Source organism: Spirosoma sp. KCTC 42546 (assembly GCF_006965485.1).
Taxonomy (GTDB): Bacteria; Bacteroidota; Bacteroidia; order Cytophagales; family Spirosomataceae; genus Spirosoma.
Genome location: NZ_CP041360.1, coordinates 432,239 through 457,858, shown reverse-complemented (window position 1 = coordinate 457,858; position 25,620 = coordinate 432,239). Strand labels below are relative to the sequence as shown.

Annotated in this window: 10 protein-coding genes; 8 read left to right on the top strand and 2 right to left on the bottom strand. The window is 47.8% G+C overall.

Annotation, left to right across the window (positions count from 1 at the left end; genetic code table 11):
* The first annotated feature begins 99 nt into the window (after positions 1-99).
* The 7 genes from EXU85_RS01985 (at position 100) to EXU85_RS01955 (ending at position 6,465) form a co-directional block, all read left to right on the top strand.
* A complete protein-coding gene (locus tag EXU85_RS01985; protein ID WP_142770463.1) occupies positions 100-726 on the top strand; it encodes a hypothetical protein in 627 nt (208 codons plus the stop codon).
* Complete coding sequence (locus EXU85_RS01980; RefSeq protein WP_142770462.1) at positions 723-1,025, top strand: transcriptional regulator; 303 nt, start codon at positions 723-725, stop codon at positions 1,023-1,025. The genes EXU85_RS01985 and EXU85_RS01980 overlap by 4 nt, the downstream gene beginning before the upstream one ends.
* A gap of 100 nt (positions 1,026-1,125) precedes the next feature.
* Positions 1,126-1,464, top strand: coding sequence for a potassium transporter KefB (locus EXU85_RS01975; RefSeq protein ID WP_142770461.1), 339 nt, complete (start codon positions 1,126-1,128; stop codon positions 1,462-1,464).
* Positions 1,465-1,517: 53 nt separating this feature from the next.
* Positions 1,518-2,762 carry a hypothetical protein gene (locus tag EXU85_RS01970; protein WP_142770460.1) on the top strand — a complete coding sequence of 415 codons (1,245 nt, stop codon included), beginning with the start codon at positions 1,518-1,520 and terminating at the stop codon, positions 2,760-2,762.
* A 120-nt stretch (positions 2,763-2,882) separates the two neighbouring features.
* Positions 2,883-4,220, top strand: a complete 1,338-nt coding sequence (locus tag EXU85_RS01965) for a serine hydrolase (RefSeq protein ID WP_142770459.1) — start codon at positions 2,883-2,885, stop codon at positions 4,218-4,220.
* A gap of 418 nt (positions 4,221-4,638) precedes the next feature.
* Positions 4,639-5,526, top strand: coding sequence for an SDR family oxidoreductase (locus tag EXU85_RS01960; RefSeq protein ID WP_142770458.1), 888 nt, complete (start codon positions 4,639-4,641; stop codon positions 5,524-5,526).
* 18 nt (positions 5,527-5,544) lie between these two features.
* Positions 5,545-6,465 (top strand): AraC family transcriptional regulator, encoded by a 921-nt coding sequence (locus EXU85_RS01955; RefSeq protein ID WP_142770457.1) that lies wholly within the window; start codon positions 5,545-5,547, stop codon positions 6,463-6,465.
* An 88-nt stretch (positions 6,466-6,553) separates the two neighbouring features.
* Here EXU85_RS01955 and EXU85_RS01950 read toward each other — a convergent pair whose 3' ends face one another.
* Together EXU85_RS01950 and EXU85_RS01940 are read right to left on the bottom strand one after the other, a co-directional pair.
* Entirely contained in the window at positions 6,554-7,618 is a 1,065-nt protein-coding gene (locus EXU85_RS01950) for a carboxymuconolactone decarboxylase family protein (protein ID WP_210422429.1), read from the bottom strand.
* Positions 7,619-7,958: 340 nt separating this feature from the next.
* On the bottom strand, positions 7,959-8,534 hold the full coding sequence (locus tag EXU85_RS01940) for a DapH/DapD/GlmU-related protein (RefSeq protein WP_142770456.1): 576 nt from the start codon (positions 8,532-8,534) through the stop codon (positions 7,959-7,961).
* A 489-nt stretch (positions 8,535-9,023) separates the two neighbouring features.
* On the opposite strand from EXU85_RS01940, the gene EXU85_RS01935 reads away from it, so the two are divergent.
* A complete protein-coding gene (locus EXU85_RS01935; RefSeq protein ID WP_142770455.1) occupies positions 9,024-25,160 on the top strand; it encodes a T9SS type A sorting domain-containing protein in 16,137 nt (5,378 codons plus the stop codon).
* Positions 25,161-25,620 lie beyond the last annotated feature (460 nt).

Genomic DNA, 25,620 nt, shown 5'->3' with positions numbered 1-25,620 from the left:
GATGTATGCGCCGTATTTACCTGAACAATTATAAAAAATCTAAAAACGCTTGCATAACTGTGATTCCTGCTGTTACTTTGAAATTCAAAGTGCTTTTAAATGAACGAAGAGCAGGATTATATTCGGGATATAGCCCAGATACGCGCCATCATGGAGCGTTCTTCCAAGTTTCTGTCGCTGGCCGGTTGGGCAGGCATCATGGCAGGTCTGTATGCATTGGCAGGGGCTTACATTGCCTATGAAGTTCTTGGCTTTAATCCTGATGAACTGGTGTATAGTAGCACTAATTCAAGCGGATCATCTTTTAGTCTAGTACAAGTCATTGCTTTAGCTAGCGCCATTTTGGTACTGGCTATGGGTACGGCTATTCTTCTTTCCTACAACAAGGCGACTAAACGGGGAGAAAAACTCTGGAATGCCATTGTAAAGCGATTACTGATCAATATGGCAGTTCCGTTACTTGTGGGTGGCCTTCTAATCCTTGTTTTGATCACTAAAGGATTGATTGGCTTACTAGCCCCGTTTACGCTAGTATTTTATGGACTGGCCTTATATAATGCCAGCCAGTTCACTTATGAAGAAGTGAAAAGTTTAGGACTTATCCAGATAGGGCTAGGCTTACTGAGTGCCTACTTCATTGAATACGGGTTAGTGTGTTGGGCGTTAGGGTTTGGCGTAGCCCATATTATGTATGGCATTTATATGCATTACCGGTACGAAAGGTGAAAATATCGATCAATGGTTTAGATAAAGCATTTGAAAGCAGGATCAAGCTTGGCATTATGGCGGCCCTGGCTGTTAATCAGACGCTTGATTTCAATTCGCTGAAGGAATTTCTAGATGTGACGGATGGTAATCTGGCAAGCCATCTGAAAGCCCTGGAGAAAGACGAGTTTATTCGGGTGGAAAAATCATTTGTTGACAAAAAATCGAACACCAGTTATGCCGCTACCGAGCTTGGCCGGAAAGCATTTAGCGACCATCTTAACGCTTTGGAAAAACTAATTAAAGGGGTTGCTGAATAGTCAGGTGACAACGGCTATTTTTTTATATGTACACTTTGAAATTCAAAGTACCTAAATGGATTACCTAAAAACTAGTTATAACGCTTAAAACTAACTGATTATGACACAGAGCAACAAGTTAACTACACCGCCAATTCATCCAGTTTCAGTAGGTAAACGAATGGTAGTAGGTGCAGGCATTGGTTTAGTACTGATCTCAATTTTTCTGCTTGGCGTTCGTGAGCCTAATCCAGCTTGGGGAACGCTTTGGATGATTAGACCCCTGCTTATCGTTCCCTTAGCCGGAGCCGTAGGAGGCTTATGCAATTACGTCATTCTTCATTTTCACAACCAGATCGGGGTAAATAAGTCAATTGCTGTGATCGTCAGTGTACTGGTAGGTAGTATCGGCTTATGGCTTGGAATTGTTTTGGGATTAGCTGGCACGCTGTGGCATTAAAACGGCGCTAACTGCTTGAGAATTTTGACTAAAAAGTAACCATCTATACACTCATGAAAGAGCAAATACTCCATTATCTGAACAACCCCGGACAACTTGAAAAGATGTACCGAGCGAACAAAGTGCCGTTTAGGCGAGCGTTCAGTACACTCTATCCAGAGCTTAAAGGCAATGCCCTTGCTGATTGCTGGCATGAACGACTCAATTATGAACCCGATGAGCTTAACTGGGGTACAGGCGGGGAATTAGTATTTGTACTAATCGCTTCGCTGGTGGCAGGTTTCATTGCAAAGCTGCCGGTAATTTTATCGATAAGCCAGGAATTTTTCTATCCCAGAAACATCGGCTTTATCGTTTTCCCCGCGTTGGCAACGTACTTCGCCTGGAAGAATCAATTATCAATAGGTAAAATCACGTTTATAGCTGGCGCAATGCTCGTTGGGTCAATTTTTATTAATTCACTTCCTGACGCAAAAAAAAGCGATACCTTAATTTTATCGTGCATCCATTTAGTCTTATTTCTATGGGCGATAGTAGGTTTTTCTTTTGTTGGCGAAACGAGAACTAATGATGAAAAACGGCTTAGCTATTTAAGGTATAATGGCGACCTGGTCGTTATGACAACCCTCATCCTGATAGCAGGCGCACTCATGACCGGCATAACCATTAATCTTTTCGGATTAATCGGTTTTAAAATTGAGAAGTACTATTTCGATTATGTTGGAATTTTTGGGCTTTCCGCTGCACCTATTGTAGGCACCTACCTCACCCAAACCAATCAGCAATTAGTTGGTAAAGTTTCCCCGGTAATTGCCAGGATATTCAGTCCGCTGGTACTAGTAATGCTGGTAATTTATCTCGTAGCCATGGTTTATTCAGATAAGGATCCGTACAACGACCGGGAGTTTTTACTGATTTTCAATGCGCTATTAATTGGCGTGATGGCCATCATTTTCTTTTCTGTTGCCGAAACATCGAAGACATCGAAAAGCCAGGCAGAAATCTGGGTGCTTTTTCTGCTATCTATTGTAACGATACTTGTTAATGGTATTGCACTGTCTGCTATCCTGTTCAGGATCTCAGAATGGGGATTTACGCCCAATAGGACTGTAATTCTGGGTAGCAATGTGCTCATCCTTATCAATCTTTTGCTGGTAACTGCCCAGCTCTACAAGGTAGTTTCAAAGAAGGTTAGCCCAGTTGGGGTTGGAAAAATCATGGCATTCTATCTGCCTGTTTACGTCTTATGGGCAATTATTGTCACGTTTCTATTTCCGTTCCTATTTGGGTTTAGATAACGAATCCTGTTATACAGCAACCCTTGCTTTTTTCGGATGAATCAACGCTGACCAGCGCCAGCCCCATTTACCCTATTTTTTTACCTACAAACTTTGAAATTCAAAGTCCTTTCAGACGCCATGAAATCTAACTTACTAGTCGCAACCGCACTGGCCCTTTTTTTAGTTACTGCCAGCTACGCACAGACGCTGGACAACGCTAAACTTGACCAGTTTTTTGACCAGCTCGCCGAAAAGAATAAGGCAATGGGCAGTCTGGTCATTGCCAGGGAAGGCAACGTTCTTTACAGCCGCTCAATCGGTTACAGCCAGATTAACGGAACCGGAAAGAACCCGTTGACCATGACAACCCGCTACCGGATAGGGTCGATCACAAAAATGTTCACCGCTGCAATGATCCTTCAGCTCGTTGAGGAAGGAAAGCTAAAGCTGACCGATACGCTCGACAAATTCTTCCCACAAATCCCAAATGCCAGTAAGATTACCATTGCGCATATACTCGCGCATCGCAGTGGTATCCATGACTCCCTACTAGACAGAAATTTACGCCCCTCGTCGAAGACGAACCTACTGACGAAGGATGAACTGCTCTCCCTCATCGCCAAAGGCACACCTGATTTTGAGCCAGACACAAAGCATTCCTACAGCAATTCTGGCTATGCCATTTTGGGCCTTATCCTTGAAAAGTTAACCGGCAAACCCTACGAGGAAGCACTCAAGGAACGAATCACCTCAAGAATCGGGCTCAAGGATACATACATAGCGACCGGAAACATCGATGTGAACAAAAACGAAGCGCTTACCTATAGGCACCTCGGAGAGTGGAAACAGGTGCCCGAAACCCATCCAAGCATCCTTTTTGGTGGGGGGTCGATTATTTCGACACCGAACGACCTGATCAAGTTCATCCAGGCACTATTCGACCGAAAACTGATTTCTCAGGAGAGTCTCAATCAAATGAAAACGATACGGGATGGCGACGGATTGGGCATGGAACCCTTCACGTTCGCGGGCAAGACCTTCTATGGGCACACGGGCGGGGGCGACAACTACGGAGCATGGCTGGCTTATCTGCCGGAAGAAAAGCTGGCAGTCGCCTATACAACGAATGCGAAGGTTTACCCGGTGGTCAATATCATGAATGGCATCATTGACATTTACTACAATAAACCCTTTCAAATTCCCACCTTCGAATCCCTCACTATCAGCCCAGAAATTCTGGACAAATACGTAGGTGCTTATTCATTCCCGGGCGCTCCTGCCAAATTTATGATCAGCAGAGAAGGCGCTACACTGTACGCACAGCCGCCCGGTCAATCTGCGGTTCCACTCGAAGCGACAGCCCAGGACAAATTTAGAATAGAAGGTGTAGCTATAGCCATCGAGTTCGATACGACGAAAAACCAGATGACCATAAAAAGGAATGGTGGGGAGCGTGTTTTGACAAAAGAAAATTAACCAGCTATGCAAAGGCATTATGGAAGTGCGAAATCGTAACATATCCAAAGGAAGGTGACAATAGTGAGGAGATGCAGATTAAATGAGGATGGCAAACTGACTGGAAGGGACTGTACTGGAATCAGCCTGCTTATAAGCTGTACGAAAAGATCAACATGCATCAGCATTAGCCCAATCAGGTCATATTGTACAACCTGATCAGAACCACTCCTATTTTGACTACAACGACCCCGGATTTGACTACATCTAAAGGTTAACTGCGCTGAATATTTGTACCATCAAAACCAAGCAGCAACATGAAGATTGTAGTCACCGGTTCATTAGGGAATAGCAGCAGGCTGCCGTGGCACTGGATCAATAAAAACAGGTAAACAGCACCAATAAAAAAACAAATTTCAATTTACAGACACGTCAGGTTATGAAAGTATTTGTTACAGGAGCCACCGGTTTCGTTGGTTCTGCCCTTGTTCAGGAATTAATGGGTGCTGGCCACCAGGTGGTAGGCCTTGCCCGCTCAGAATCCGCGGCAAAAGCGCTTACCGCAGTGGGCGCTGACGTTCATCGGGGTGATTTGGAGGATCTGGATAGTTTGCGAAGTGGAGCTACCGAATCAGATGGCGTCATTCACGCCGGCTTTATCCACGATTTTACCCGGTTTAAAGAAGTATGTGAACTAGACAGGCTGGCTATTGAAGCCATCGGTGAGGCACTCGTTGGATCGGATCGTCCTTTTATCGTGACTTCCGGCACTGCGCTTGTTAGTCCGGGGCGTTTAGGCACGGAAGATATAATACCTACTCCTGGCGTACACCCCAGGTTATCGGAAGAGGCAGCGGATGCTGTGGCCGCGCGGGGTGTACGCGTTTCGGTGATCCGTCTTTCGCCCTCCGTACACGGAGAAGGTGATCATCATGGCTTTGTGCCGATGCTGATTAACATTGCCCGTGAACAGGGAGTTTCGGGATACATAGGCGATGGGCTCAACCGCTGGAATGCTGTGCACAGGCTGGACGCTGTGCATCTATACAGGCTGGCTTTAGAGAATGCGGCAACGGGAGCGAGGTTTCATGCGGTTGCCGAAGAGTCAATTGCATTCAAAACTATTGCTGAGACTATCGGCAAACACCTCAACATTCCGGTGGTATCCATAGCACCTGAAACAGCAGCAGCGAATTTTGGGTGGTTTACGGGTTTCGCAGGGTTGGACTGCCCGGCATCGAGCAAACTAACTCAGGAGCGCCTGAATTGGCATCCTGCGCAGTCAACTCTTCTTGCTGATATGGAACAAGGAATCTATTTCAACTAAGTATCAGTATATTGAGCTATGACAAGTATGCAACCTTACCGGCTTAAATCGATCACTGACTATCACCGGATGCTGGAGCTTCCCAAGCCGGAACATCCCTTAATCAGTGTGATCAATTTGGAATCCTTTCAACGTCCGTCTATTGATGGGCCGATCAGTTTGATCTTTGATTTTTATTCTGTCTCGATGAAGAAGAATTTTAAGCTCAAGATGAAATATGGTCAGCAGTCCCATGATTTTGATGAAGGCGTGTTGTTTTGCATGGCGCCCGGTCAGGTTTTAAGTATCGAGTTTAACAAAGACGCAACCCATGAACCTTCGGGATGGATGGTACTATTCCATCCCGATTTTTTGTGGAACACGCCGTTGGCAAAAACCATCCGTCACTATGATTATTTCAGCTATTCGGTCCATGAAGCCCTGCACCTTTCCGATAAGGAAGAAACCATGATTACCGACATTGCGCAGCATATGGAGCAGGAATACCACGCCAACCTGGACAAATTCAGCCAGGATGTTATGATTGCACAATTGGAGTTGTTGCTCAAGTATACGGACCGGTTTTATCATCGTCAGTTTATTACCCGGCGTGTAGCCAATCATCAGATTCTGGATCGGCTGGAGGACTTACTGGCCGTCTATTTTGATAGTGAGGCTATTAGCCAGAAAGGCTTACCCACTGTTAGTTCCATTGCTGAAACCCTAAATGTATCATCGGACTATTTAAGTGGGTTGCTTAAAGCCCTGACTGGCTTGAACACCCAGCAGCACATCCACCAAAAATTGATTGAAAAAGCAAAAGAGAAGTTATCGACTACGGGGCTGTCCGTCAGTGAAATTGCCTATCAGTTAGGCTTTGAGCATCCGCAGTCGTTCAGCAAATTATTCAAGACAAAAACCGATGTTTCGCCCCTGGAATTCAGGCAGTCGTTTAATTGAACAGGCAAACGGATTGCAACGCACGGTACGCTCACTGGATCGTCTCATTAAGTTAGCCGACTCTACTTTCCAAAGCGCCAGTCAAGACTCATTTTAACTTTTTAAATACGTTCAACATTGTTTCAGGGTCAAGGCCAGCCATATTAATCAGCTTTAATGACTTCACCATTTTCAGAGTAGATGTTTTATAATGCTGAAAATGGGGTGTTTTTAAATGCGATTGATAAGCCGCTTGGTTAGCATATACTTCTATTAACCTGATTTGGGTTGGTTTTTCTTTCTCATACATCGGAAAGATGGCAATTACCCCCGGCTCAAGTTGCACAGATCTAGCCGCTTCTTCTTTCAGGATAGCTTTATATTCGCCCAGATAGTCCAGCACGATCTCAAGTTCAGCGATGCGTATCATCATATCCGTTTCGATGACAGAGACGATTGGCTTTGCCAGTATTTCCCTGAGTGAGTTTGCCTGTGTCCGGCTAATGAACGTTTCAATTACCCCCGCCACCTGAACCAATTGGCTTTCGGTAAGGCCTGTATTCATCCCCATTTTCAGGTGAGCCTGTAATTGGGATGCGACGCCCGGCATGGCGGCTAAGGCAGCTATAGTTATCAATTCCCGTTGCTGATAGCTAAGCACATCACTGTCGAATACGTCGGCAAAAAGATGCTCCTTCAAAAAAGCATCTATCCGCGGAGCGAATTCCCCAAAGCCAGGTGCGGGCTTTGGCTGCGGTTTTTTAGTCAATACTTCCAACAGCTTTCTGCCTCGTTCATAGTTGTCAGAAAGGTCGTTGGTCAATAGGATTTCCTTTCCGATCGGGTCCTGAATGCCGTTTGCTTTTCGTTCTTCCAACACCTTCATAAATGTACTGATGCCATTCAAACTTCTCGGGAAACCACAATAGGCATATAGTTGCACCAGTAATTCCTTGATTTCATTGATCGTAAGACCGGCATCAAGTCCTGCGCCCAATTGTGCTTTCAATCCATCCAGATCGCCGGTGGCAGCAAGAGCAGATATAGCCACAATGCGTTGCTGCTGCGCGTTTAGTTCCTGATTAATGGCTGTTGTCTGCTGTGCATTCATGGCCGTTGTCGATGCTATGAGAACAAAAAGAAGTATTCCTGACAGTAATTTGTTTTTGCTCATTGTTGATCGTTATTATTTAGTAGGATGTACTGGCTTCTGTGTATTCTTCATCCGAAACAGATTTATCCCAAACTACGCTGGTCTCTCCCTGGTAATTGGTAATGGCGATATGAATCAGTTTATAAGTAGCCAATACGCTATGCCACCAGTACTACTTATCCTTTCGGGTGGGTATGCCAGCTGGTTCTGGCGCCGGGTTAAAACGTTACATTACCCAGTGCAAAATCATTATTCTTATCTCTCGCTAAAAGGGGAGTCAGAAAGGTATCTCCGATAAAATAACCGTTCGTTCGTTTTTCACTTTTTAGAAAAAGGGGCGTGTTTCTATCTGGTGTCATTTCTAAACTGTTTTTACCACCTTCGCCGGAATGCCAGCGACCACGGTATTTGGGGGGACATTCCGACTCACAACAGCTCCGGCGGCCACAATGGCGTTCTCGCCAATCGTAACGCCGGGTAAGATAGTGGCTCCTGCACCAATCCAGACATTCCGTTTAATCAGAATGGGTTGGAGAATAACTGTTTTGCGATCGCCGGGGTTTATCGGGTGATTTTCGGAGGTAATATTGACTCTGGGGCCAATCTGCACATCATCTTCAATTGTTATACCGCCAATATCCAGGAACGAACATGCATGGTTGATGAAGATGTTTTTCCCAAGCCGAATAAACCGGCCAAAGTTGGTATAAAACGGGGGAAAGATGGTGGTAGACGCATCAATCTCCGTTCCAATTATATTGCTCAGTCGGTTTCTTACCTGGTCTACATCAGTTGCGGTTGCGTTCATCTCGACGCACAACCGGATCGAGCGCGCTACGATTTCGCTAAATTTACCGTACTCAGGATCCTCCTTGCGAAGAGGTTCGCCAGCCCGCATTCGCTCAAAAATGTCTGTTTCTTCTGGGTGATTACTCATATCGTTACCTGATCTTGCCAGTTGCTATTTTACTCTAATCCAACGCTGACCGTTACATTGTCAAAGCATGCCATTAAGTAGGTTCCCACTTGTTTGAATACCCGACCACCATTTCCAGGGTGATTTATAAGACTAACGCAGTCGAAGGTTTTTACTATCGAATTTTGCAATGATCAGATCAAAAAGGCATGCCCGGTGCTGGAGCCTTTTTACTCAAAAATAGCCTTATTGAAACCACATTGCTTCAAAATAAAGTACGTTGTTGGTAGCTGGAAATACCGTTACAAAACTGGGCTGTACCGCTTCAGTGTAACCTATATTTATTTTTCGGAAAAATATGACTATCTCAAGAAATAATAAGCTCCTTCGCCCATCGCCGTTTAATAAATTCCACAATTAACTAATATACGTAATAACCTCAAGTATTTGATTGTCAACAAATATATAGTTGTTTGCATTGGAAAATATCTACACCTTAATGTAACAACTATGTTAACAAAGTATACCTTTCTCTTTCCCTTTCTTGTCGTACTTTCTTCTTTCTACAACAGTTTTGCCCAAACTCCGTTAAGCGGCTCCGTAGCTGGTACCTTAACAAAAGCGAACAGTCCCTACGTTATTAACAGTTCAGTAAATATACCCACTGGGCAAACGCTTATTATAGAGCCAGGGGTGGAAATCCGCTCTCAGTATTACTACGATAACTTCACCGTTAATGGCACGCTGATCGCCAGAGGTACAGCCACCGATTCGATCCGCTTTGTAGGTATTGCCAATCCCAATTATACGCCCGTTTCTACTCATGGAGGGCAACTTGTCTTTGCCAGTGGAAGTGCCAACTCGGTGCTGGACTATGTGGCCATGAGCCGATGGGGCGATCGGGACTTTTATTCGACTACAGGTGCCATTAATATCAATGCAGGGGTTAGCTCACTGACCATTAACAACTCCTCGATTCATGGCAGCGAAGGGCTGGGGATTAATATCAGTTCCTCGGCTGTACAGGTCTCCAATTCCTTAGTAACCAACAGCGGCAACACCGGTATCCGTATTGATGCCGTTTCAATTAATCCAGTGATCTCCTCGGTAGTATTTGCGGGCAATAACAAAGCCATTGATACCCCAGCCTCCAGTGTAGGAGGGATCAGCAACCTGACCAATGCTGATATTCAATTACGAACGGATCCCACAACAACCTCCTGTACCATTCCCAAGCCAGGGCCGGGCTCATACTATATGCTCAATGGAGGCTTTTCTACCGGAGCGAATACAATCACCACCATTGATCCGGGGGTGGAGATCCGATCTCATTATTATTACGATAACATCACAATCAATGGCACGCTGATCGCCAGAGGTACAGCCACCGATTCGATCCGCTTTGTAGGTATTGCCAATCCCAATTATACGCCCGTTTCTACTCATGGAGGGCAACTTGTCTTTGCCAGTGGAAGTGCCAACTCGGTGCTGGACTATGTGGCCATGAGCCGATGGGGCGATCGGGACTTTTATTCGACTACAGGTGCCATTAATATCAATGCAGGGGTTAGCTCACTGACCATCAACAACTCCTCGATTCATGGCAGCGAAGGGTTGGGGATGTCCATCAGTTCATCGGGCGTGCAGGTCACCAATTCATCGGTGATCAACAGTGGCAACACCGGTATTCGCATCGATGCAGCCTCGATCAGTCCGGTGATCTCCTCGGTAGTCTTTATGGGCAATGAAAAGGCCATTGAGGCTCCAGCCTCCAGTGTAAGCGGTTTCAGCAATTTGACCAATGCCGATATTCAATTACGGGCTGATGCCACTGGCACATCCTGTACCATTCCCAAGCCAGGACCGGGCTCCTATTATAGTTTTGGTAATGGGGGCTTTACCATCTCGGCCAATACAGTCACTACTATCCAGCCTGGGACCGAAATCCGCTCTAAATATTACTATGATCAGGTCTCTATCGATGGTACGCTGATTGCCAAAGGCACTGCTACCGACTCGATCCGCTTTGTGGGTATTGCTAATCCTAATTATACATCGATTTCCACTCATGGAGGACGGCTTTCATTTTCTAGCGGAAGTGCCAACTCGGTGCTGGACTATGTGGCCATGAGCCGATGGGGAGATCGGGACTATTCTTCGACTACAGGTGCCATTAATATCAATGCAGGGGTTAGCTCACTGACCATCAACAACTCCTCGATTCATGGCAGCGAAGGGTTGGGAATATCCATCAGTTCATCGGGCGTGCAGGTCACCAATTCATCGGTGACCAACAGTGGCAACACCGGTATTCGCATCGATGCAGCCTCGATCAGTCCGGTGATCTCCTCGGTAGTCTTTATGGGCAATGAAAAGGCCATTGAGGCTCCAGCCTCCAGTGTAAGCGGTTTCAGCAATTTGACCAATGCCGATATTCAATTACGGGCTGATGCCACTGGCACATCCTGTACCATTCCCAAGCCAGGACCGGGCTCCTATTATAGTTTTGGTAATGGGGGCTTTACCATCTCGGCCAATACAGTCACTACTATCCAGCCTGGGACCGAAATCCGCTCTAAATATTACTATGATCAGGTCTCTATCGATGGTACGCTGATTGCCAAAGGCACTGCTACCGACTCGATCCGCTTTGTGGGTATTGCTAATCCTAATTATACATCGATTTCCACTCATGGAGGACGGCTTTCATTTTCTAGCGGAAGTGCCAACTCGGTGCTGGACTATGTGGCCATGAGCCGATGGGGAGATCGGGACTATTCTTCGACTACAGGTGCCATTAATATCAATGCAGGGGTTAGCTCACTGACCATCAACAACTCCTCGATTCATGGCAGCGAAGGGTTGGGAATATCCATCAGTTCATCGGGCGTGCAGGTCACCAATTCATCGGTGACCAACAGTGGTAACACCGGTATTCGCATCGATGCAGCCTCGATCAGTCCGGTGATCTCCTCGGTAGTCTTTATGGGCAATGAAAAGGCCATTGAGGCTTCAGTTTCTAGTGTAGGGGGGCTTAGCAACCTGACCAATGCCGATATTCAATTACGGCCCACTAGTACAGATATCTCCTGTGCCATTCCCAAGCCAGGACCAGGCTCCTATTATATGCTCAATGGGGGATTTGCTATCTCGGCCAATACAGTCACCACTATCCAAGCTGGAACAGAGATTCGCTCCCGCTATTACTACGATAATATCGCTGTAAGTGGTACGCTGATTGCCAGAGGCACAGCCACGGATTCCATTCGATTTGTAGGTTTTGCCAATCCAGCCGTAAGTTCCGCTGCCACTCACGGAGGCCAGCTTTCCTTTGATAACAACAGTACTAACTCAGTACTGGAATACGTGAGTATGGATCGATGGGGGGAATCCTCCTTTAATGCGAATAATGCAGCTTTGGTTAGCAATACGTCCTCTCTAAGTGTACTTAACTCCTCCGTTCTCAATAGTGAAGGAGCTGGTATTCGCATTGAGTCAGCCTCAGTTAGTCCGGTGATTTCTGGCGTTACGTTTGCGGCCAATGGTAGAGCCATTGATGCACCACCCTCCAGTGTGGGGGGATTCAGCAACCTAACCAATGCCGATATTCAATTACGGCCCACTAGTACAGATATCTCCTGTACCATTCCCAAGCCAGGACCAGGCTCCTATTATATGCTCAATGGGGGATTTGCTATCTCGGCCAATACAGTCACCACTATCCAGGCTGGAACAGAGATTCGCTCCCGCTATTACTACGATAATATCGCTGTAAGTGGTACGCTGATTGCCAGAGGCACAGCCACGGATTCCATTCGATTTGTAGGTTTTGCCAATCCAGCCGTAAGTTCCGCTGCCACTCACGGAGGCCAGCTTTCCTTTGATAACAACAGTACTAACTCAGTACTGGAATACGTGAGTATGGATCGATGGGGGGAATCCTCCTTTAATGCGAATAATGCAGCTTTGGTTAGCAATACGTCCTCTCTAAGTGTACTTAACTCCTCCGTTCTCAATAGTGAAGGAGCTGGTATTCGCATTGAGTCAGCCTCAGTTAGTCCGGTGATTTCTGGCGTTACGTTTGCGGCCAATGGTAGAGCCATTGATGCACCACCCTCCAGTGTGGGGGGATTCAGCAACCTAACCAATGCCGATATTCAATTACGGCCCACTAGTACAGATATCTCCTGTGCCATTCCCAAGCCAGGACCAGGCTCCTATTATATGCTCAATGGGGGATTTGCTATCTCGGCCAATACAGTCACCACTATCCAGGCTGGAACAGAGATTCGCTCCCGCTATTACTACGATAATATCGCTGTAAGTGGTACGCTGATTGCCAGAGGCACAGCCACGGATTCCATTCGATTTGTAGGTTTTGCCAATCCAGCCGTAAGTTCCGCTGCCACTCACGGAGGCCAGCTTTCCTTTGATAACAACAGTACTAACTCAGTACTGGAATACGTGAGTATGGATCGATGGGGGGAATCCTCCTTTAATGCGAATAATGCAGCTTTGGTTAGCAATACGTCCTCTCTAAGTGTACTTAACTCCTCCGTTCTCAATAGTGAAGGAGCTGGTATTCGCATTGAGTCAGCCTCAGTTAGTCCGGTGATTTCTGGCGTTACGTTTGCGGCCAATGGTAGAGCCATTGATGCACCACCCTCCAGTGTGGGGGGATTCAGCAACCTAACCAATGCCGATATTCAGTTGCGGAACAATGACATTGGGACCAATTGTACCATTCCCAAGTCAGGGCCAGGCTCCTATTATATGCTCAATGGGGGATTTGCTATCTCGGCTAATGCAGTCGCTACTATTCAGCCTGGGGTAGAGATCCGCTCTAAATATTACTATGATCAAATCTTTGTCTTTGGAACTCTAATCTCCAAGGGGACAGCTACAGATTCAATTCGTTTTCTGGGTTTTGCTAACCCTGGCATGGGCTCCTCTGCCACTCATGGAGGGAAGCTCTACTTTGACAATAATAGCACAAACTCGGAACTAGAGTATGTAATTATGGATCGATGGGGAGAAGCTTCCTTTAGTAGTCCTGGTGCTGCCCTCATTAACAACACCTCTTCGATTCGTATTTCTAAATCGACCATCCGTAATAGCGAGGAAAATGGAATTTACAATAACGCGGCCTCACCGACGATTACTTCATCGACTATATATGGAAATGCAACGGGTATCGCCAATATAGCCGGAAAGCCTATTCTTCAGAGCAACAAAATTTACAGCAATTCAAATTATGGAATAATTAACGCTGGTAGTGATACACTCGATGCTCGAAGTACGTATTGGGGCACACCAACAGGACCTCTTCATCCAACATTAAATCCAACTGGTACGGGAAACCGGGTATCGGATAAAGTGCTATTTGTACCGTGGATAGAACAGTTAATTCAGGTGGAGCAGTCGGTCAATTTACCTGCCATTGCGGACAAATATGTAGATGAACCCGTGGTGCTCAATGCTACGGCAACGTCCGGTTTGCCAGTAAGCTTTACAATCACTACGACGCCTGCCTCCGGCGTGGCAACACTTAGCGGAGATACCATTACGTTTCAGGGAACAGTTGGCCAGGTAACGGTGGTAGCCTCCCAGGCTGGGAACGAATATTTTAAACCTGCCGAAGCACAGCGAACGTTTTCTGTTTCAAAGCGTAGTCAGAGTATTTTCTTTACTACAGTCTCTCCAAAAACATTCGGGGATGCGCCTTTCAGCCTAACGGCTACGGCAACGTCGGGCTTGCCTGTCACGTTCAGTGTTGTTTCGGGTCCCGCAACAGTAAACGGGGATACACTTACGCTGACAGCGGCAGGTACTGTCCTGGTGGAAGCAAGACAAGTCGGAAATAACGTATACGATCCAGCTAACTCAATACAACAGAGCTTTGTTGTGTATGAACGACTCCCGGATCTGGCCGTAAAAAATGTTAGTTCCGATAAGACCGTTGTTGGTTTAGGTGATACCATTACGGTTTCCTGGGATATTGCTAATGATGGAATTGCCGCTTCTCCGATCAATTGGACAGAGCGGATTTATGTACAGTCTCCATCTGGCAGCAACCGCACGCTGATTAAAGAGGTTACGTATGCGACCAGTAGTTCACTCGCTATTGGTCAACGTATTACCAGAAGCAGCACCGTTAGCATTCCGTCCCATTTACTTGTTGGCGACGAGGCTGTTTTTGTTGTCGAAGTAATTCCTGGCCCCACCGTTCAGGAAATGCCAGGCACACAGGCCAATAATATTGCTGTTCAGCCAACTGCCTGGACAATTCAAAAAGGACTTCTCCTTTCGCTATCTGCGAGCGAAATAACCGAAGGTAATAGCAGTGGAATTTCGGCAACTGTAAGCAGGACCGGTTCCGTTTCAGCTGAACTTACCGTAACGGTTAGCCTTACGAACTCGGCCAGACTTTCCTATCCCACTTCCGTAGTTATTCCGGCGGGCTATTCCAGCATATCATTCACGATTTCGGCCCCAGATAACACCACAGTCGAAGGGCCAATAACAGATCAGGTGCAGGTTTCGGCATCCGGTTATCAGGGGGCTCAGGCTGGGCTGCTAATTATTGATAATGACTTACCGTCATTGTCCATAACCAATCTGCCAGCCAGTAGTGTGGAAGGAGATACAGTCAAATTTAGACTAGCGACCAATCTGGCCCCAACCAGTCCTTTAACGGTTTTCCTTCAATCCAGTAGCCCAACTCGTTTCCCTGCCCCTGCGTCTGTCACGATTGCCGCGGGTGCTCTTTACGTTGATGTGCCGGTCATACTGGAGCAAGATGAGATTCCGGAGTTGGATCTTGACGTTACGCTTGCTGCGGGCGCAGCAAACCACAGTCCAGACAGCAAAACGATCGTAATAACCGATGATGATTTTCCTCATCTGGAGCTAGTCCTGCAAACAAATACGATTTCTGAATCTGGCGGGTTGAATGCTACCCAGGCTACCCTCCGGCGAACGGCATCAAGCAATTCGCTTGCCTTCACCGCCAATTTATCGGCCAGCTTGCCCAATACGCTTATACTGCCGGGGGCTATTTCGCTGGCGGCAGGCGAAAATGAGAAGACGTTTACCATCGGTGTCGTTGATAACACGGCAGTTGATGGCGCGCGCCTTGTTACCATCAACGCGTCCTTATTTGTGTCCTCCTGCGGCTGTAACGCACCGCCAACCTCTTCTGGTTCGGTTTCGGCTACGCTTACTGTGAATGACGACGACGGCCCATCACTCGTATTGACAGCCTCTCAGCAAACCCTGCCAGAAGGCCTGGCCAATGCAGGTTCATTACGCATCACCCGAAACACAGCCACGACCGATGCACTTTCCGTAACGCTGACTTCCTCCGATTTAACCGAGGCCACCGTTCCAGCCACCGTTGAGATACCCGCTGGCCAGTCATTCGTTGACGTTATTATAACGACACTGGATGATAGTACTACCGACGGCAACCAGCAAGTCTATTTCACGGCAACTGCCCCTGGTTTCTCACCAGGTTCAACCTGGGTGATCGTTACCGATCTGAATAAACCCGATTTGCAGATTCCAACGGTCCAGGTAGCCAGCAACACGGTCCCCGCATCCGCTACCGTCAATTATCAGGTTTCGATAAAGAATACGGGCTCTGCCACTGCGCCAGGCGGAACACTGATTCGTGGGTATTTGTCAGTCGATAATACGATCGATGGATCAGACGTGCTGGTTTACGACAACTTATTCGGCGAAGCCATTCCAGCAGGCCAGACTAAGGTACTTGCCAACTCGTTTAAAGCGCCAGATGCACCAGGCGTATACAAATTGCTGTTCTGGGTAAACCCGACAGCGACACTAACAGAACTGCTCTTTACCAATAACGTATCGGAACCAGCCAGCCTAACGGTTGAGCCAGCCTACACCGCATCGGCCCTGGTAGGCCCAACTTATTTTTTGCAGGGCAATAGCGTCTCGATTACGGGAACGGCGACAAGAAGCAATGGCTCAACCGTGGCTAATTCACCGGTTGAGGTATACGTGATTACCAAAGGCATTAGACGAAAAGTATTAACGCTAACTGATGCCTCGGGTAATTATTCAGTACAGTTCGCCCCCCTTTCCAGCGAGTCGGGACATTATGTAGTTGGTGCAAGCTCGCCGGGTCTAAATCAAACCACCGAACAGGATGCGTTTGATGTTCTTGGCGTTCGCATCAATGGGGGAACTACCGCACAGTTTAAAGTTACCCTGAACGAGCCACTGACGGGGTCACTATCACTGGAAAACCTGAGCGACAAAAGCCTGACTAATTTTACACTGGCCCCCGTAACACTGCCAAACGGGGCGTCTATCCAGTTTGCGACGCTACCGACCTTAGCGGGCAACGCATCGACAAATATTGGCTATACCGTTACGGGATCGGTCTTAACCAGCGGAAACAGCTTTGAAACAGCGCGCTTCCAGGCAAAATCTGATGAGGGGGTTATTCAAAACACGAACATTTATTACTACTGCCAGGCCGCCAATGGCTATCTGGTTGCCAATGTATCGGCTATTCAGGCCAGTGTTTCGCAAAGTTCGGGCGAACGCCGGGTCGAAATCAAACTGGTCAATAAAGGGAAGGGCGTAACGGGTAATATTACAATCAGCCTTCCTCAGGCAAACTGGCTGAGTAGTGTTACAGCCAAAAACTTACCCTCTCTGGCACCTGGCGATTCGACGAGTGTAATCCTGAAATTCCTTGCACTGGATGAGGTTCCTTTTAACTATCCTATAGGCGGAAGCATTGGCATCAATTCGACAAACGGCAACACTTTCTCCATTCCTTTTACCTTCCAAAGGGTTTCCGAATCGGCAGGCACAGCGCGAATTACGGTAACAGACCAATTTACCTATTACACCGAAGGAGGACCAAAAGTAGAAGGCGCGCTGGTTAAAATAACCAACTATTTTACGGGTGAGGTATATGCCCAAGGCTACAGTGATGCAACGGGCGTGTTTTTAGCCACGAATGTTCCTGAAGGAAAACACCGTATTACGGTAGAAAAAGAGAAGCATACCTCCTACAGCAATGTGCTGGAGATCAATCCTGGCAGTACGGTAGAATCCACTGTATTTCTGAATTACCAGGCCATAACCTTTAGCTGGACGGTGGTACCCACGGCTGTGCAGGATCAATATACCGTAGTGCTGGAGGCCAAATTCGAGACGAACGTACCGGCACCGGTAGTGACTATGGAAATGCCGAAAACGATGCCTCACCTGGCTACGGGGCAGGACTATCTATTTAACATCGTTCTGACAAACCATGGGCTCATTGCCGCCCAGCAAGTAACCTTAAAGCTGCCCACCACGGATCCTGAGTATGAATTCATAACTAATTACACTCCGGCCGATTTGCTTGCCAATCAAAGCATTCAGATTCCGGTAATCATGCGCAGGCGAAGCGGAGCCGCCAGCCCAGGCCCCAATGAAGCGCCATGTGTGGACTTCGTTGGTGTGTCGTATTCGTATAAGTTAAATGCAACAACCAGCTTAGGGGATAAAACCGGGGCTTCCTTTATTTATGAAGGCCGCAATTGCGAGCCAGGACCGGCTCCTGTCGTGGTTGAAGGGACTGTAACCCCTGCGCAATATAGCGCACTCTACGACGCCTGGTCGTCTGGAATTGCCAGTATTGAGGCAAGTGGGGGTGATGCTCCCTGCGTTAATTGTGGATCAACCGGATCATCAGAAGGAACGGCAGGGTCAACTCCTGTAATCGAGCAACAGAAAACCAGCTGCGTGGCGTGTATCGCCGATATAAGCAACGCCATAACGGCCTGTACACCAGCTGGTAATACAACTAGCATACTGCCCTGTTATACAAGTGTATCCCTTGATGGAGCCACTCACGATAAGGGCAGAGGCTTGCTAAAATGTGCGGGTAATGAAGCAGTTGCCTTGCTCTCGGGTAAGGTGCCTGGTACTGGACAGGTGCTTTGTGTAACCGGCGTGATAAGTGCCATCGAGACGTGTAAGAATGCCGAAGGCAATCTGCCCTATGCGGTTTTCAATGAAATCTCGGGTAATCTACAGATGGTCGTGAATGGCTATACTGCGCTGAATAACTGGATGATCCAGTATTTTGGCGACTTGATCACAAAAGAAGGCTGGACGGCTCTGTTTCCGCTGGTCAGCACCTACCTAAATGATCAAACGCCTATTCCTGCAATGGCCCAAAGCAATATTATTGCTGCAATGGCAGGCTACGACATTCAGTCATCTGCCCTCACCGCATTTTTTACCCGCTGGAATACGTCACTGGAGGCCAAAGCGCAAAACGTCTTTGCGCCTAACAGTACGTATCCCAATATCATCAATTGGAATCTGGTCGATGGCTATGTGGCAACGTTGATCGAAGCGCATAATCACGCAGTTAGCAGAAATTTTAAAACCATTGATGATATGCACAAAGAGTCGATCAAGTCGCTCAATACAATCATTGATGGCCAGAAAACGGACGTTTGTGCATCGGTATCCGTTCAATTCAGCCAGAAAGTGACCATGACGCGGGAAGCCTTCTTGGGAACACTGGAAATTTTTAACGGGCACCCGACTGATGCGATGAAGATGATCGCAGTGAACCTACAGATTACCGACGCCAACGGAACGCCAAGCAACGGTCTTTTTGAGATTCAGACCCAGGGCTTTACCAACCTTAGCGACGTAACGGGTACTGGACAGATCAGCGCCCAGCAAAAAGGATCGGTCAGGTATCTTTTTATCCCCGAATCTGGTGCCGCGCCACAAACGCCAAAGGTCTATAAATTCGGTGGATCGGTAACCTATTTTGACCCGTATGCGAATGCAATGGTGACGATGCCGTTAATACCTGTTCCCATCACGGTCAATCCGAGCCCAAGCCTGATGCTCCATTATTTTATGCAACGAAATATATTGGGGGACGATGCACTTACTTCTCCTGATGTAGAGCCATCGATTCCGGCCGAATTAGCGGTGATGATTGAAAATAAAGGGTACGGTCAGGCAACCAATGTGACGATTTCATCGGCCAAACCCAAAGTCGTAGACAATGTGCAAGGACTGGCAATTGATTTCAATCTGGTTGGTACTAAGTTCAACGGTCAGTCTCAATCTTTAAGTCTTACTGACATTCCGTTTGGTACTATTCCTGCTTTAGAAACACGGGTTGGAGAATGGTATTTTACTAGTACGTTACTTGGAAAATTTGTAAGCTATACGTCTAACGTTGTTCATGACAACAGCTATGGAAACTCCAAATTGAGCCTGATCCAGGGCGTGCAACTGCACGAACTGACAAAAAGTATCCACCTGTATGGAGAGCATGAAGATGGTATCAATGACTTTCTGGTGAATGACATTTTTGATGTCAATGATCAGCCCGATATAATTTACTTCTCTCAAGGCAATAGAACAGCCAAAGTAACTACAGCTTCAGGCGGAAACTTTAGCTCACTTGTATCGGCACCGTCCTTTACCAATACACTGACGGTAACCCCATCGGACACGGGATTCAATTATATCAAACTCGACGATCCGGGTAACAGGCTTTACGAGCTTGTTAGCGTAACCCGTAGCGATGGACAGGTCATTCCGCTGGATAATGCCTGGCTTACTTTTGTTACCTTACCAGTGGCCAGATCGCCGATTTATGAAAACAAGTTTCACATCGTAGATCGCTTTACCTCCGCAGGACCAGCTACGTATACCGTAGTGTGGAAACCTGTCAATGCCAATGTGCCAAAAGTTGACAGTATAACTGGCGCTCCTGTTCAGTCAGTATCGACCCCGGTCAATAACCTCAAGGTTTACTTCAGCAAGCCAATTAATCCGGCTACGTTTACGTATGAAGATCTGAGCCTCTCGTTTCAGGGCGGTCCGAATATTGCCAATTCATCTGTCATAATTACCCAGATTGATCCAACCACCTTCAATGTAGATCTGTCTGCGATTACTACCGGGAACGGGAACTACATCTTTACCGTACAAGCCGCTGCTATTGAAGATATCTATGGAATTTCCGGAACTGTTGGCAAAAATGTCAGTTGGTCACAATTCCTGGGCGTCCCTATTGTCGAGGCTTTCCAGGGCATTCCTGCAAACCACATGGCCTCTGCTTACAGCACGGTTAAGCTCCTGTTCAATTTGCCAATTGATGTTACGACTGTAACTCCACCCAGGTTTGCGATCTATAAGAATGGTGTTCTGCAGGCGGGTTCGCTAACTATTGATTCGGTAAGCGCAGACCATAAACTGTTCAAATTGTCTGGCTTGCAAACTATATTAACCCAAAACGGTGCCTATGAACTAAGGGTAGATCTTCCCAATATAAAGTCGGAGGATCGTATTCCGGGCTTGCAAACACAGTCTGTCACGCTCACCGTCGACAATGCCGGGCCAGTGGTACTGCTTCTTGAAAAGTCAACAGAGGGCGCCCTTGATTCGCAACACATTCCATTCGTCAATATTAAGTTCGATGAAGGTGTGGTTGGCCTCAATACGTCTGCGTTTCAATTGTTAAGAAATGGCCAGCTAGTTCCCATTACCAGTACTCAGCTAATTTATCGTGATGCAAAGAACTGGACGGCGGGGAATTTCGGGCTACTTACTTATCCAGAAGGCAACTATATATTTTCAGTAAATCTTGGCAGTGTTATTGACAGTACCGGAAATGCAGGGGTAGGTACTCAGCAGATCTCCTGGGTCGTCAGCCGGTCTTCTACTATAAGCTTTACCGGCCTGGCCAGTAGCTATTGCAGCAATGCAGCCTCCCAAACACTAGTCGGTGCGCCTTCGGGTGGTGTATTTAGTGGACCTGGTATTACAGGAAATAGTTTTGATCCGGCTGTGGCAGGGGCAGGTACCCATACGATAACCTATACTAAAGATGGGCAGCCTGTTTCTCAAACGACAACGGTCTATGCACTACCTGAGTTGGTGATTAATCCAGGATCAACCACGTTGACCTGTGCCAATCCAACGGTAACTCTATCGGCTGTTGGCAGTGGTAGTTTAGTATGGGCGACCGGGCAGACGACTTCATCAATTTCGGTCAGCGCCACCGGTACTTACTCGGTTACTCTGACAAGCGCCAACGGCTGTACGAACATGGTGAGCACGACTGTACTAAGTGATCAAACTACACCAGCACTTAGTCTCAGTCCAACTGATGCTACGCTAACCTGTAGTAGTCCAGCGGTGAGTGTTTCAGCCATTGGTACCGGTAGTGTAGTGTGGTCGACCGGGCAAACGACTCCCTCTATTTCTGTTAGCACGGCAGGCACCTACTCGCTCACCCTAACGGGAATTAACGGTTGTACAGCCACGGCCAGCACGGTAATCGGCGGAGGTAGTGACCTGGTTATTGCCAGCATCCTGCCGGGCTCAACCACGTTAACCTGTGCCAGCCCCATCACTAGTTTAACTGCTTCCGGTGGAGGTACGTACAAGTGGAGCACAGGTGCCACCACAGCCGTGATCACGGTAAGCCCCACAGTAACCACTACCTACTCCGTGACTGTCACGAGCCCTAACGGTTGTACGAGCGTAGCCAGTCAACTCATTGCTGTAGACAAGACTCCTCCTCCAGCTTCATTGATAGCGAGCCAGTCAACCCTCAACTGTACTATCCCATCAAGCTCGCTGACCGCTTCGGGTGGCGTCAGCTACTGGTGGAGTACCGGGGAAACTAGTGAAACAGTGAATGTGAGTCCCACTACTACAACTACTTATTCCGTCACTGTCACAGGGGCTAACGGTTGTACTGCTGTGGCAACTCGCACCATCAGCGTTAACCAGACGCCACCGGTAGCAACCATAACGGCCAGTCAAACAGTTCTCAACTGTACTAATGCATCAGCCTCCCTGGTTGCTTCCGGCGGAGTAAGCTACCGCTGGAGTACCGGGGAGACTACGGCAACCATTAGTGTCACGCCTACCACCGCTACCACCTATTCAGTCACCGTCACAGGGGCTACTGGTTGCCTGGCTGTTGCCACTCGTAGCATCTCCGTGGATCAGACGCCCCCTACGCCGGTTATTGCAGCTAATCGCACTCGGGTCGACTGTACTAGCCCAACCGCCAGTTTGACAGTCAGTGGAGGTAGTAGCTACAGATGGAGCACAGGGGCTACCACCTCATCGATCACGGTAAGTCCAGCCACGACCACCACCTACTCGGTGACGGCTAGGGGAGCCAACGGGTGTACCGCTGTAACAACTCAGCTCATTGAGGTGGATAAAACAGCTCCCGTCGCATCGCTGGTAGCCAGTCAAACCGCTCTTACCTGTGCTAGTCCAACCGTCTCCCTGAGTGCTTCGGGGGGCGTTAGCTACCGATGGAGCACGGGGGACACGACGGAAACGGTGGATGTGAGCCCACTGAACACCACCACCTACTCGGTGACGGTGACAGGAGCCAATGGGTGTAGCCTTCAACTCAAACGCAGTATTAGCGTTAACCGAACGAGCCCATCCGTTACACTGGTAGGGGGTACAGTCGCTAACTGTACTAATCCGGTGGTGCGAATAAAGGTTGTTGCAGAAGGTAGTTACCTGTGGAGCACGGGAGAAACCACGGATCTCATCAGTGTTACCCCCACCACGACCACCACCTACTCGGTCACCGTCACAGGGGCAACCGGATGTACTACGGTGGCCACTCGTAGCATCACGGTGGATCAGACGCCCCCTACGCCGGTTATTGCAGCTAATCGCACTCGGGTCGACTGTACTAGCCCAACCGCCAGTTTGACAGTCAGTGGAGGTAGTAGCTACAGATGGAGCACAGGGGCTACCACCTCATCGATCACGGTAAGTCCAGCCACGACCACCACCTACTCGGTGACGGCTAGGGGAGCCAACGGGTGTACCGCTGTAACAACTCAGCTCATTGAGGTGGATAAAACAGCTCCCGTCGCATCGCTGGTAGCCAGTCAAACCGCTCTTACCTGTGCTAGTCCAACCGTCTCCCTGAGTGCTTCGGGGGGCGTTAGCTACCGATGGAGCACGGGGGACACGACGGAAACGGTGGATGTGAGCCCACTGAACACCACCACCTACTCGGTGACGGTGACAGGAGCCAATGGGTGTAGCCTTCAACTCAAACGCAGTATTAGCGTTAACCGAACGAGCCCATCCGTTACACTGGTAGGGGGTACAGTCGCTAACTGTACTAATCCGGTGGTGCGAATAAAGGTTGTTGCAGAAGGTAGTTACCTGTGGAGCACGGGAGAAACCACGGATCTCATCAGTGTTACCCCCACCACGACCACCACCTACTCGGTCACCGTCACAGGGGCAACCGGATGTACTACGGTGGCCACTCGTAGCATCACGGTGGATCAGACGCCCCCTACGCCGGTTATTGCAGCTAATCGCACTCGGGTCGACTGTACTAGCCCAACCGCCAGTTTGACAGTCAGTGGAGGTAGTAGCTACAGATGGAGCACAGGGGCTACCACCTCATCGATCACGGTGCGTCCAACCACAACAACCACCTACTCGGTGACGGCTAGAGGAGCCAACGGGTGTACCGCTGTAACAACTCAGCTCATTGAGGTGGAGAAGATAGCACCAATCGCATCGGTAATAGCGAGTGCCAGCGTTTGCGAAGGAGCAAGCTATGATTTACTGGCTACCACTACCGGTGGTACAGCCCCTTACACGTATGTTTGGAGCGTACCGGGTACCCAGGCAAGCACGTTGCCAATCTCTACCAGCGGTTTGAGCCTGACTACTACCACCACCCGTACTTACTCAGTGACGGCCATCGGGGCCAATGGTTGTGTCTCTAACAAAGCTAGTTTCGTGCTTACCATCAATCCGTCAGCTAAACTAACGCAACAACCTGTTTCAGGTTCAGCTGTGTGTATGGGTACTAATGTAGTTGCCAGCGTGTTGGCTGTGGGTCGCAACCTGACCTATGCATGGATGAAAAGTGGAAGTACTACTGTCTTATCTACTTCTCGTACGCTGACATTACCGTCGGTTACTGTCGCTAATGAGGGTTCATATTATGTAGTCGTCTCTTCGGATTGTGGCTCGGTCAGTTCCAACTTATTTACTCTGACAATCAACCCGGCCACTCAGCTTATCACGCAACCTGCTAGTGCGACTGTCGCAGTTGGTCAATCATTCACTACCAGTGTGGAGGCTAGTGGAAGCAGTTTAAGGTACCAATGGTATTATGGAGGTAACACACCACTTAATGACCAAACTTCAGCTACACTAACTATAGCTGGAGTCACACCAGCCAATGCGGGATTGTATACGTGCCGAGTGAGTGGTTTGTGTGGAAGTGTGATGTCATTGAACGCTCGGCTAACGATAAGTAGCCCGCAGAGCCGATTAGGCGCAGGGGAACCAGTCAATCCATTGGCCTTTACCGTATCGACTTATCCCAACCCAACCTCAGACAAAGTAATAGTTCGAGTGAGGGGTGGTGGTGAACAACCCACTGTACAGCTCCAGTTGTATGATGTACTGACCAATAAGCTGGGGGATTGGGTCATTGGACTTGAGAATGGTCAGGGAGAGACAACTCTCGAGTTAGGTAGCCTACCGGCAGGCATTTATCTGCTGGAGGTCAGAGGAGATAGAGAGAAACTCGTCAAACGAATACAAAAGCAGTAATGAGTGAGGGCCGGAGTATCTAACAAAACAGGGGCTACTTTTATTGTCACTATTTTGTTAGATACTCCGGCTTATAGAACCTGTTTAAACTTTATTTTTTATATCTCCAATGCGCTTTAGTTTAACCGCAGAGAGCGCTGAGACAAAGTAGCAAAGAACGCTGAGTTTGCTGACTGAATTTCTTTGCGGTCTTTGCGCTTTGCCTTAGCGTTCTTTGCGGTTAATTTGAAAAGTTTAAACAGCTTCATAGTTTACTTTGGTTGCTTTTACAGCACTATGATTCTAAATACGACACAAACAAACATTTGTGGAATCACATAATCTTCTTTATCAAAAGGTGTAAAGTCGAATAAGCTAGGATTAACACGGGCTTTAACATACTAACGCTGTCACACCTAACTAATTGACTATAAACAAAAAAATCCCTGCAAATCTGAGAATTGCAGGGATTTTTATTGAA